12 protein-coding genes and 2 tRNA genes are annotated in these 12,107 nt (G+C 40.0%); all 14 read right to left on the reverse strand.

Annotation, left to right across the window (positions count from 1 at the left end):
* Nucleotides 1-19: 19 nt before the first annotated feature.
* The 14 genes from TZ96_RS08580 to pcp all read right to left on the reverse strand — a co-directional run bounded on the left by TZ96_RS08580 (nucleotide 20) and on the right by pcp (nucleotide 12,095).
* A complete protein-coding gene (locus tag TZ96_RS08580; RefSeq protein WP_045763723.1) occupies nucleotides 20-1,417 on the reverse strand; it encodes an APC family permease in 1,398 nt (465 codons plus the stop codon).
* A gap of 282 nt (nucleotides 1,418-1,699) precedes the next feature.
* A complete protein-coding gene (sufB, locus tag TZ96_RS08585; RefSeq protein WP_006151262.1) occupies nucleotides 1,700-3,112 on the reverse strand; it encodes a Fe-S cluster assembly protein SufB in 1,413 nt (470 codons plus the stop codon).
* Between the two features lie 56 nt (nucleotides 3,113-3,168).
* Nucleotides 3,169-3,609 carry a Fe-S cluster assembly sulfur transfer protein SufU gene (gene sufU, locus TZ96_RS08590; protein ID WP_045763724.1) on the reverse strand — a complete coding sequence of 147 codons (441 nt, stop codon included), beginning with the start codon at nucleotides 3,607-3,609 and terminating at the stop codon, nucleotides 3,169-3,171.
* Entirely contained in the window at nucleotides 3,596-4,822 is a 1,227-nt protein-coding gene (locus TZ96_RS08595) for a cysteine desulfurase (RefSeq protein WP_045763725.1), read from the reverse strand. Before TZ96_RS08595 ends, sufU begins: the two co-directional genes overlap by 14 nt.
* Nucleotides 4,823-4,832: 10 nt before the next feature.
* The gene (gene sufD / locus TZ96_RS08600; protein WP_045763726.1) at nucleotides 4,833-6,095 is read right to left on the reverse strand and encodes a Fe-S cluster assembly protein SufD; all 1,263 of its coding nucleotides are present in this window, start codon (nucleotides 6,093-6,095) and stop codon (nucleotides 4,833-4,835) included.
* Nucleotides 6,096-6,122: 27 nt separating this feature from the next.
* Nucleotides 6,123-6,893 (reverse strand): Fe-S cluster assembly ATPase SufC, encoded by a 771-nt coding sequence (sufC, locus tag TZ96_RS08605; RefSeq protein WP_000114489.1) that lies wholly within the window; start codon nucleotides 6,891-6,893, stop codon nucleotides 6,123-6,125.
* 152 nt (nucleotides 6,894-7,045) lie between these two features.
* The gene (locus TZ96_RS08610) at nucleotides 7,046-7,240 is read right to left on the reverse strand and encodes a DUF3272 family protein (RefSeq protein WP_045763727.1); all 195 of its coding nucleotides are present in this window, start codon (nucleotides 7,238-7,240) and stop codon (nucleotides 7,046-7,048) included.
* 22 nt (nucleotides 7,241-7,262) lie between these two features.
* The gene (gene dnaX, locus TZ96_RS08615) at nucleotides 7,263-8,927 is read right to left on the reverse strand and encodes a DNA polymerase III subunit gamma/tau (protein WP_045763728.1); all 1,665 of its coding nucleotides are present in this window, start codon (nucleotides 8,925-8,927) and stop codon (nucleotides 7,263-7,265) included.
* Nucleotides 8,927-9,424, reverse strand: coding sequence for a GAF domain-containing protein (locus tag TZ96_RS08620; RefSeq protein WP_045763729.1), 498 nt, complete (start codon nucleotides 9,422-9,424; stop codon nucleotides 8,927-8,929). Before TZ96_RS08620 ends, dnaX begins: the two co-directional genes overlap by 1 nt.
* Before the next feature lie 85 nt (nucleotides 9,425-9,509).
* Nucleotides 9,510-10,712 (reverse strand): 30S ribosomal protein S1, encoded by a 1,203-nt coding sequence (rpsA, locus tag TZ96_RS08625; protein ID WP_001001618.1) that lies wholly within the window; start codon nucleotides 10,710-10,712, stop codon nucleotides 9,510-9,512.
* A gap of 162 nt (nucleotides 10,713-10,874) precedes the next feature.
* Nucleotides 10,875-10,946: transfer RNA gene (locus TZ96_RS08630), tRNA-Gln, on the reverse strand.
* A gap of 9 nt (nucleotides 10,947-10,955) precedes the next feature.
* Nucleotides 10,956-11,036 (reverse strand) — tRNA-Tyr (locus tag TZ96_RS08635).
* Between the two features lie 49 nt (nucleotides 11,037-11,085).
* Nucleotides 11,086-11,316, reverse strand: a complete 231-nt coding sequence (locus TZ96_RS08640; protein ID WP_000037108.1) for a DUF2969 domain-containing protein — start codon at nucleotides 11,314-11,316, stop codon at nucleotides 11,086-11,088.
* 134 nt (nucleotides 11,317-11,450) lie between these two features.
* Nucleotides 11,451-12,095: a pyroglutamyl-peptidase I gene (gene pcp, locus TZ96_RS08645; protein ID WP_045763730.1), complete on the reverse strand. Its 645-nt coding sequence runs from the start codon at nucleotides 12,093-12,095 to the stop codon at nucleotides 11,451-11,453.
* Nucleotides 12,096-12,107: the final 12 nt, after the last annotated feature.

Consider the following 12,107-nt stretch of genomic DNA (forward strand, 5'->3'; position numbering starts at 1 on the left):
AAATTCGCGATTTTTTTCTTTATTCATTTTCAGCTACAGTCGAATGGTTATATCCATAAACAAAGTAAATAATAACTCCTATTAATAAAGCTAGTCCAAATGCCATCCATGTTTCAAGGGTATATTGAAGCATAAATGAAAGGCAGATTAGAATAGACAAGATTGGTAAAAAAGGTACCAGGGGAGTTTTAAATTCTCCCTCTTTGGGCATACCCTTATCTTTTCTCAATTTGATAATCCCGTAGGCTAGGAGAATAAGATAGGCTAAGGTGCAGATATTGAGAAAGGCTGCGATACTTGCTAGAGGGAAGATCCCCGCTGCAATCGCTGAAACAACACCTGTTAAAATGGTCGCATTCTTAGGGACACGACTGGTCTTAGTCACTTGTTTGAAACTCTGAGGCATGAGCCCATCACGTGCCAAACTATAAATCATTCGAGACAAGGCGTAAGTCATGGAAATACATACCGTAATCAAAGTAAAAATAGCAACGAGTGAAACATAATTAGCTGCCCAACTAATACCAATACTTCTAAGAGCAAAAGCCACTGCATCATCAACATTGAGCTTGCTATAATGAACGATACCTGTCAATATCAAGGTAACCAAGGCATACAGAATGGTTACAATGGTTAAGGATAAAACAATCCCACGTGGGATATTCTTTTGTGGACTTTGAATTTCATCAACTGCCATAGAAATGGATTCAAAACCTAAGAATCCAAAAAACATTAGTGAAGCACCTGCCATAATTCCAGTGCTTCCACCATAAATTTGACCAAAACCAAATGGTGCAAAATCTGACCAATTTTCAGGTTTAATGTACCAAATTCCAACTAGGATAAATAAGGCAAGGGCAGAAAATTTTAAAACAACAAGAATAGAATTAAAACGAAGAGCTGCTTTCGAATTTAAAAGTACAACGCCTGTAACAAGTAGAATTACTAAAATTGGTAAAAGATCAATGTAAGTACCATGTTCAGGATTAAAAGTTCCATTCAAGGCTTGTGGCAAGGAAATTCCATAATGGCTAAGCAAACCCTTAAAATAGGCCGCCCAACCTGAAGCGACACCAGAAACAGCTGTCATAAATTCCATGATAGTCAGCCAACCTGCAATCCAGGCTGGAAATTCTCCTAAAATTGCATATAAATAACTATATGCTCCACCCGTTGCAGGAACACGAGAAGCAAATTCTGCAAAAAATAGTGCAGATAAGGACACGCAGATAGCAGAAATTACAATCGATACCACAAGGGCAGGTCCTGCTAATGTTGCTGCAGCAGTTCCTGTAATCGTAAAAATACCTGTTCCCACCATAGCACCAATGCCCAAGAGAATTAAGTCCCATAGTTTTAAATGGCGATGCATTTCTGTTTTACCTAGACTAACGTCTTTGGTTCTAAAAATATTCATCATTCATCTCCCAATTTATAAGATTGTATTATTTTATCATATATAAGGATTTTTGTGAATATTTATTAGCATCTTTCATCAAAAAAACTGAGAGTGGGACAGAAATCGGTAATTCGTTAGAATACGATTTCGTCGTCCCACCTCCGCACAGTTGAGTAGGGCTGTAAAAGCTGATGAAATCAGCGTAGTAGAGCCCACTCAACCACTGCGTCTTGCTCAACAATCCAAAGACAATTGAGAGGCTAGGACTTTTGTCCCAGCCTCAGTTTCTGTTCATAAAGTTTATCCGACTGATCCTTCCATCTCATAGCTAATCAAGCGGTTGAGCTCAACTGCGTATTCCATTGGAAGTTCTTTGGTGAAGGGCTCGACAAATCCCATGACAATCATTTCAGTTGCTTCAGATTCTGACAGACCACGACTCATGAGATAATAGAGTTGTTCTTCTGAAATCTTAGATACTTTGGCTTCGTGTTCCAAAGCTACTTGTGAGTTGTGGATTTCATTAAACGGAATGGTATCTGATGCTGACAAGTCATCCATGATAATAGTGTCACACTCGATGTGAGAGACAGATTTCTTAGAGTTCTTGTTGAAGGTCACTTGTCCACGGTAGTCAACCTTTCCTCCGCCTTTAGCGATGGATTTAGACACAATGGACGAGCTTGTATGTGGAGCATTGTGGATCATCTTAGCACCAGTGTCTTGGTGTTGTCCAGCATTGGCAAAGGCAATCGAAAGCATGGTCCCACGCGCCCCTTCTCCATCCAGGTAAACAGATGGGTATTTCATGGTTGTTTTGGCACCTAAGTTTCCATCAATCCACTCAACAGTCGCATCTTTCAAGGCTTTTGCACGTTTGGTTACCAAGTTATAGACGTTATCAGACCAGTTTTGGATGGTTGTATAACGCATGTAAGCTCCATCCAAAGCAAAGATTTCTACAATGGCAGCATGCAAACTGTTACTTGAATAAGTTGGCGCAGTACATCCTTCTACATAGTGGACACTTGCTCCCTCATCAACGATAATCAAGGTACGTTCAAACTGACCAGTATTTTCGTTGTTGATACGGAAGTAAGTTTGAAGTGGAATATCTACCTTGACACCTTTTGGTACGTAAATAAAGGTTCCACCTGACCATACTGCTGAGTTGAGGGCTGCCAACTTGTTATCAGTCGGTGGCACCAACTTAGCAAAGTATTGTTTAAACAAGTCTGGGTACTCTTTGAGGGCAGAATCTGTATCAGTAAAGATAATACCTAACTTCTCAAATTCTTCCTTCATGTTGTGGTAAACCACTTCTGACTCATACTGGGCAGAAGCTCCAGCAAGATAAGCACGCTCAGCTTCAGGAATCCCAATACGTTCAAAGGTTTCTTTGATTTTTTCAGGAACTTCATCCCAAGAACGGGCTGGTTTATCAGATGGTTTTTGGTAGTAAATCAAGTCATCAAAATCAATCTCTGACAAGTCTGCTCCCCAGGTTTGCATTGGCATTTTTTTGAAGGTTTCATAAGATTTCAAACGGAATTCTAACATCCACTCAGGCTCTCCCTTAGCAGCTGATAGTTCACGAATGACATCTTCATTCAATCCTTTTCCTGTCGATAGGACAGGCTCTACATCGTCATGGAAACCAAATTTATATTCACCAAGGTCAATTGGTTTTGGTTCTACTCTTTCTTCAGCCATAATATCCTTTCTTTCATTCTTTATTTCTATGATTTATAAGACAAAGAAAGCTTGTCTTATTTATTATCTTGATTTTCAATTGTTTTCTTAAGGGCGTTCCAAGCTAGGGTTGCGCATTTGATTCGTTGAGGAAATTTGGCAACTCCTGACAAGAAAGCTGCATCTCCAAGTTGATCTTGACGCTCATCATTTTGACCTTGCACCATTTCAGAAAAGATGGTTGCAAGCTCTAGGATTTCTTGCTTGGTCTTTCCTAAGACTGCATCTGTCATCATACTAGCAGAGGCAGTTGAAATGGTACAACCAGAGTTTAGAAAAGCGATATCTTCCAAACGATCATCTGCATCAAACTTAACAGAAAGATTAATCACATCACCACAAGTTGGATTGTTAAGACTGATTTGTTCAGCATCTTCTAGCTTCCCTTGGTGATGGGGATTTTTCGAATGGTCCGCTACCACTGCCATATAAAGGCTATCTAGTTTAGAAAGTGCCATTGAAAAACTCCTTTGTCTTTTGTAAAGCATCGACTAACTTGTCGCAATCTGCCTTGGTATTGTAAATATAAAAACTTGCACGAGCTGTTGCTGGAACATCCATATATTGAAGCAAAGGTTGAGCGCAATGGTGACCGGCACGAACTGCGACTCCTTCATAATCCAGAGCAGTCGCAAGGTCATGAGGATGAAGATCACCAAGATTAAAGGCAATGACACCTGAACGTTGAGCCAAGTCCTGCGAACCATAAATGGTCAATCCTTCAATTTCCTGCAATTTTGGAAAGACATATGCAATCAGTTCTTGTTCATGGGCTTCAATGGCATCCATGCCAATGTTTTCAAGATAATCCACGGCTGCTGCAAGTCCAATAGCACCTGCCATATTGGGAGTTCCTGCCTCGAATTTCCAAGGTAACTCCTTCCAGCTAGCAGATTGCTCATAGACGAAATCAATCATCTCGCCACCAAATTCAACTGGTGACATTTGCTCCAGATATTTTTCTTTACCGTAAAGAACACCAATACCAGTCGGACCAGCCATCTTGTGACCTGAAAAGGCAAATAAGTCCACATCCAAGTCCTGCACATCAATCTTAATATGAGGTGTAGACTGAGCACCATCCACCACCATGATGGCTCCAACTTCGTGAGCCATTTGTGTGATTTCTTTGATAGGATTAACCACTCCAAGAACGTTTGATGCGTGAGCTAGTGAAACAAATTTAACCTTATCAGTCAATTTAGAACGCAAGTCATCCATATCCAGAGCTCCATCTTTGAGATAGACATAAACAAGCTCTGCCCCAGTCTTTCGGCAAGCTTCCTGCCATGGAATAATATTGGAATGGTGTTCCATGACTGAAATCAAGACCTGGTCACCTTCAGTCAAGATTTCCTCAGCGAAACGTGCCACCCAGTTGAGACTAGTCGTAGTTCCTCTAGTGAAGAGAACTTCCTTTGTAGAGTCTGCATTGATAAACTTCCGAATGGTTTCACGAGCGGCTTCATAAGATGCTGTCGCCCTTTCAGCCAAGGTATGAACCCCACGGTGAACATTGGCATTGTCCTGCTCATAGTAGTGATTAATCGCTTCAAGAACAGCTAGTGGTTTTTGTGTCGTCGCAGCATTATCCAAATAAACCAGAGGTTCGTCATTGACAATCTGGTCTAAAATCGGAAAATCCTTGCGAATCGCTTCTACATCTAACATAGGCTTCCCCTTAGCGTTTTGACAATTTTTCTTCAATTGTCGCAATCATTTCATCACGAACTTCCTTGACTGGAATCTCAACGATAACAGATCCAAGGAAACCTCGAACAACTAAACGTTCTGCAGTTGCCTTATCCAAGCCACGGCTCATGAGGTAGTACATGTCTTCTGGATCAACTTGTCCGATAGAAGCCGCGTGACCCGCAGTAACATCATTCTCATCAATCAAGAGAATTGGGTTGGCATCTGAACGCGCTTGGTCAGAAAGCATGAGAACACGGCTCTCTTGTTGGGCATCTGCTCCCTTAGCTCCTTTGATGATGTGACCGATACCATTGAAGGTCAAAGTTGCTTTTTCAAGGATAACCCCATGTTGAAGAATATTACCGATTGAGTTGCAACCATAGTTAGTCACTCGTGTATCAATCCCTTGTACCTGACGACCACTTGATAGAGCAACGACCTTAAGATCTGCATGGCTACCATTACCAATCAAGTCACTATCAAAGTCTGCAACGACGTTTCCTTCGTTCATGACACCGATAGCCCAGTCAATATTTGCATCGTTGCCCAATTTACCACGGCGGCTAATATAGGCTGTAACATTTTCGCCTAGACGGTCAATCGCTGCAAACTTCACTTGCGCGCCAGAATGAGCGATGACTTCTACTGTGATATTGGCAGTTGCCTTAGCACTACCCTCACCACGTGACTCTAAGCGTTCAAGGTAGCTAATCTTACTATTCTTACCCGCGATAATGAGGATATGCTTGTTAAATGGCACATCGCTATCGCTGTCTTGGTAGAAAATACCTTCGATTGGCTCTGTAATCTCAACATTATCAGGGATATAGAGAACAGCACCACTGTTAAAATATGCTGTATGGTAGGCTGCCAACTTATCATCATCGTATTTCACTGATGACATGAAAAATTCTTCTACGAGTTCTGGAATTTCTTCTAGAGCTGAGTGGAAGTCTGTAAAGACCACTCCTTGTTCAGCCAACTCAACTGGTGTTTGTTCAAAAACAGTTTGGGTTCCTACTTGCACCAACTTTAAGTGATTATCTAGAGCTGTGAAGTCAGGAACATTTGCTGATGGCTCACTTTCTGTGATGGTACCATCACCTAGATTCCAACGGTGGAATTTCACACGCTCAATGACTGGCAATTCCAAACTTTCAATCTTGTCAAAAGCTTTTTGACGGAGGTCAGCCAACCAGCTTGGTTCAGCGTGCATTTCTGAAAAAAGTTTAATATTTTCTTTAGTCATTTACTTCTCCTAAAAGATACGAGGGAATTACAATTCTTCCTTGTAGTCGTAGCCAAGTTCTTCAGCTAGTTTTGCGTATCCTTCACGCTCCAAACGCGCAGCCAATTCTGGACCACCAGAAAGAACAACACGCCCTTCCATCATGACGTGTACCACATCAGGTGTGATGTAGTTCAAAAGACGTTGGTAGTGAGTGATAATCATAGCACCAAAGCCTTCACCACGCATAGCGTTCACACCTTTAGATACAACTTTAAGAGCATCAATATCAAGACCTGAGTCAATCTCATCCAAAAGGGCAAAAGTTGGTTCCAACATCAAAAGCTGAAGAATTTCATTACGTTTTTTCTCACCACCAGAGAAACCTTCATTGAGGTAACGCTCTGCCATCTCTTCTTTCATGTTGAGCAATTCCATTTTCTCGTCCAACTTAGTGATAAACTCACGAACTGAGATTTTCTCATCGTCTTCTTTACCAGCATTCATGGCTGCACGAAGAAATTCAGCATTGGTAATCCCAGGAATTTCTGATGGGTATTGCATAGCAAGGAAAAGTCCCATACGCGCACGCTCATCCACTTCCAACTCAAGGATATTTACACCGTCAAACAAGACTTCACCTTTGGTTACTTCATAGTTTGGGTTTCCCATAATAGCAGCTGAAAGAGTAGACTTACCGGTACCATTTGGGCCCATGATAGCTGCAATTTCTCCTGTTTTAAGAGTCAGATTAACCCCTTTTAAAATTTCTTTTCCTTCGATTTCAACGTGAAGATCTTTGATCTCTAATACTGACATGATAATTCCTTTCTTTTCAATCCGTTTTACCATTTTCGCCAGAAAATTGTCCTTAGTTTTCTAGTAAAAAACGATAAAATATCAATAAATATACTTTAATAGTATAACAAAAAAAAGCCTAAAAGGCTTTAATTTTGTCTAGAAGCTGAGGGTTACTTCTTTCCACGAAAATGATCATCTATAGCGTTGACAATTTTACCCATAATATAGCTGACTCTAAAATTTCTTAGGATTAAAATAGCCCAAAGCAAGGCTACGATATACCGTTGATCCATGATGGATTCATTAAAAAAATAAGTCTCGGCAGCAGTAAATAAGGCCATAATTATAAATTGTTGTCTGTTCATCGTATTATGTCACAAAATCCTTTTAATCTTCTGCAATGGTTACTTTATCCGCTAGAAACTCAAATCCTTGAGGAAGGACAGATTCCTCAACTTCTTCCTTAACGGGTTGACCTTGAGACGATTTAGCCTTCGCTGAGAAATCAGCTCTGACTTCTTTCCACTCTTCCATGGAAATAGCAAGAATCTCTGGTGAAAATCCCGCTGCTTGACTGAGTATATTACCAAACATGGTGTTGAGATTATCACGTTTCATGGTCTGACCAGCATTGAAGTTAGACTCAAATGCAAGAATGGCATGATGTTCATTAGCCGCAACAGGTTGAGAACCGACTAAAAGTGCCTTATCAGGACCTGACAAGCTTTCAATAACTTCTCCCCAAGCATTTTGAAGACGAATTAGATTGTGACGGGCTAAATCAGGATTTTCAACCGCTTCTTGAAGAATAGACTGAACCTTATTACGATCTACGCGATAAACTGACTTGCTGCTAACTGGGCGACTTGGCGTTGGTGTGGTCTGTTTGGGACTTGTGTTAACATTTGCCAGAGCCTGTTTCAATCGCGCAACTTCTTCTCTAAGAGAAGATAATTCCTCAGCCACATCACCTGAAAGTCCTAGTTGGGAATCAAGTTCTGTCAAACGAATGGTCATCATTTCAGCATAAATCTTAGGCTGTAAGCTAGCCTTGATATCAGCTAAACTACTTGTTGCAATTCCAATCATCTCAAACAAAATAGCCTGTGAAAGACCTAGGTTATCCTTGAAGAGATCACTATAGTGAGTATTCTCCCCTCCAGTTTGGACAATCAAAATATCTCGCAAGTATTGCAACAAATCCGTTACAAATCGTGTCATGCTTTTTCCGTTATCAAAAATCAAATTTAGATTTTCCAAAGCACGAGTCACATCTTTTTGTGCCAAGGCAGCCACATAATTATCCAAAGCACTTAGACTAATAGTCCCAGTAATTTCCTCAGAAACAGCTGTCGTTAATCTAGCATCTTGAGTCAAGCTCAATGCTTGGTCTAAAATGGACAAAGCATCCCGCATACCACCTTCGGCTCTACGAGCGATAATCTCGACAGCTTCAGACTCATAATCAATCCCTTCCTTCTCTAAAATATGGAAAATATGATCTCGAATATCCTGAGTTCTAATAGATTTGAACTCGAAGCGTTGAACACGAGACAAAATGGTTGCAGGAATCTTATGAAGCTCTGTTGTTGCTAGAATAAAAACAACATTAGGAGTTGGTTCTTCAAGAGTTTTCAAAAGGGCATTGAAGGCTCCTGTTGAAAGCATATGAACCTCATCAATGATATAGACCTTATACTGAGCTATACTTGGAGCATAGGTTGATTTATCACGGATATCACGAATTTCATCCACCCCATTGTTAGAGGCCGCGTCCATTTCGATAACGTCTTCCAAGCTACCGTCTGTTACAGCTTGACAGATATAACAGTTATTGCAAGGTTCTCCTCCCTCTTGATTAGGGCAGTTCATAGCCTTGGAAAAAATTTTGGCTACACTGGTTTTTCCAGTTCCACGAGGCCCTGAAAATAGATAGGCATGGCTAATCTTTTCCTGCTCTACGGCTTGTTTCAGAGTTTTTGCAACAATTTCCTGGCCTACTAACTGTGAAAATGTTTGACTTCTATATTTTCGATAAAGGGCCTGATACATTACGCTTTCTCCTCAAACATTGAAAAATTCCATTCGGTTTTCTCTAACAAAATAGAAACAAACTCTTCTAGATATTTCAGATCCAACTCATCATAATCATCAACAAGAGATGAATCTAAATCTAGAACGCCCAGAAGACGTCCCTCTTTAACCATCGGCACAACAATTTCACTACGAGCACTACTATCACAAGAAATATAGTTTGGATAGGTTTTAACATCACCAACAATCACTGTTTGACGACTAGCTGCAGACTCTCCACAAACACCTTTTCCAAGAGCGATTCGTACACATGAAACTCCACCTTGAAAGGGTCCCAAAATCAGTTCATTCCCATCAAATAGATAGAAACCTGCAAAAACAGTATTGGGAAAACTTGTTTTTAGCAGAGCACTGGCATTTGATAGATTAGCCAACACATTGCGCTCTCCTTCTAAAAGATAAGAGAGCTGTTCATTTATTGTTTGATAAAGTGATTCTTTTTCTGAATATAGCATAAAACCATTATATCAAAAAATGCTAGTAGAAAAAAGAAAAATCCCTTGTTTTAAAAACAAAGGATTTTATTCAAATTCGAATGGATTAAAGTTCGATGTCTCCGAACAAGTCAGCCATTGAGAATCCTGTTTGAGTTTCAGGAAGTTCAAAATCACGTTTTTCTTGACGTTTTGGACGACGTGGACGTGGAGCGCGTTTTTCTTCTTTTTGTCCTTCTTCTTGAGCTGGACGTTCTTCAAGAGCTTTGATAGAAAGAGATACACGTTCTGCATCAGCGTTAACTTCAAGAACTTTAACAGTAACTTCTTGACCAACTTTAAGAGCTTCTTTTGGATTTTCAATACGTTTGTGTGAAATTTGTGATACGTGAACAAGTCCATCGATACCTGGCAATACTTCAACAAATGCACCGAAGTCAGTCAAACGTTTAACTGTACCTTCTACAACATCACCTTTAGCCAATTTTTGCTCAACGCCATCCCATGGTCCAGGTGTTGTAGCTTTAAGTGAAAGTGATACGCGTCCTTCTTCTTCGTTAAGATCAAGGATTTTCACTTCAACTTCTTCACCAACAGTTACAACTGATTTTGGTGAAACGTTACGTTCGTGTGACAATTCAGTCAAGTGAACCAATCCGTCAACACCACCAAGGTCGATGAAAGCACCGAAGCTAGTGATACGTGCAACTTTACCAGTTACAACATCACCAACAGCCAATTTACCGAATACTTCAGCACGAGCTGCTGCAGTTGCTGCTTCTACAACTTCACGACGTGAAAGGATGAAGCGGTTTTCTTTAGGATCAACTTCTTTGATTTTAGCATCAAACTCTTGACCTACAAAACGCTCAGTGTTACGTACAAAACGAGTATCCAACATTGAAGCTGGGATAAATCCACGTACACCTTCAAATTCAACTGAAAGTCCACCCTTAACAGCGCGAGTTCCTTTAACTGTAACAACTTCTTCTTCGCGTCCTACAAGTTTGTCCCATGCTTTGCGAGCTTCAAGGCGTTTTTTAGATACAAGGTATGTTACTGTATCAGTATCTTTACCAACTACTTGACGAAGTACAAGAACATCCAATACTTCACCTACTTTTACAAAGTCATTGATATCTGCATCGCGATCGTTTGTCAATTCGCGAAGAGTCAAGACACCTTCAACACCAGTTCCAGAGATTGCAACGTTAGCTTGAGTAGCATCAACTGTCAATACTTCAGCACTAACAACATCACCTGGCTCAACTTGGCTAACGCTATTTAGCAAATCTTCAAATTCGTTCATCTAAAAAATCCTCCAACAATCAAGTTTTTCTTAAACTTGACATACTTATAATTTTTTCCTAAGCACCCGCAAAGACATGTTATATCGTTCACGTCCTTCAATTATAAAAATAAAATACCCTAAGATATTTTTCTTTTTATCCTTGAATTTATTACCTAAGAACTGGGGTAGCTGGATTCGAACCAACGCATGAGGGAGTCAAAGTCCCTTGCCTTACCGCTTGGCTATACCCCAAAAGTGAAATGGAGAGAGAGGGATTCGAACCCCCGAACCCGAAGGAGCGGATTTACAGTCCGCCGCGTTTAGCCTCTTCGCTATCTCTCCAATGTTCAACAAAAACTATTATATCATGAAAATTTACAAAAAACAAGCTTTATTTTGCTAAATTATAGTTTTCAATCAAAATTTCCACAGCTTTTTCAAGTTTTTTATAAAAACTATCGACATTTCCATTCTTTATGATCGCAAATTGATTATCTAGTTCAGCAATTTCACCAATAACCTTTTTACCAATCGTTAAAGTATACCCTTCATACTTTTCTTTACCAACTAAAACAGTTGCGTCTGTTAATTGAATTTCAATTTTTTTATCTTTTTTACTCATACGATACCTCTTTTCACTCTTCCTATTGTACAAGAAATTTAAAAAACTGGCAAGAAAAAACTCTTTATCAAGACAACCTTGATAAAGAGTTTTTGTGACAAAATCTAATTTTTTAATCTAGGGAAGACTCATTGTTAGTGGGTTGTCCCACCCACTAATTTTATGTCCTTATCTTTATAATCTACGATAGCACCAATCGCAGCTTCGATACCTCTGACGATATCAGTTAAATTCATAGATGCTGTATTAGGTTTATTGATCACCTGTTCTGTCATATAGGGAATATGCATAAAGCCTGCTCTCATATTTGGAAACTTTTTATCCGCTAAATAGAGAGCCTGGTACATCAAATGATTACAAACAAAGGTTCCTGCTGTATTGGACACTGTAGCTGGCAACCCTTCCTCTTTAATCGCATGAACCATTGCTTTAATAGGGAGTGTGCTAAAATAGGCTGCTTGACCGTCCAGGCGTATAGGTGTGTCTATCGGCTGATTTCCTTGGTTGTCTGGAATTCTAGCATCATCTTGATTGATAGCGACTCTCTCAGGAGTTAAACTCGCTCTTCCTCCTGCTTGTCCGATGCAAAGCACCGCATCTGGCTGAAAGCGGACAATTTCTGCTTCTAAAACCTCTGCTGATCGATAAAAGACCGTTGGGATTTCTACCCAATGAATTTCAGCTCCATGAATCTCAGATGGTAATGATTTAACAGCTTCCAGAGCTGGATTAACCGTTTCACCACCAAAAGGATCAAAACCTGTTACTAATATTTTCATTTTATTTCCTTT

The sequence above is a fragment of the Streptococcus infantis genome, assembly GCF_000963255.1.
Taxonomy (GTDB): domain Bacteria; phylum Bacillota; class Bacilli; order Lactobacillales; family Streptococcaceae; genus Streptococcus; species Streptococcus nidrosiense.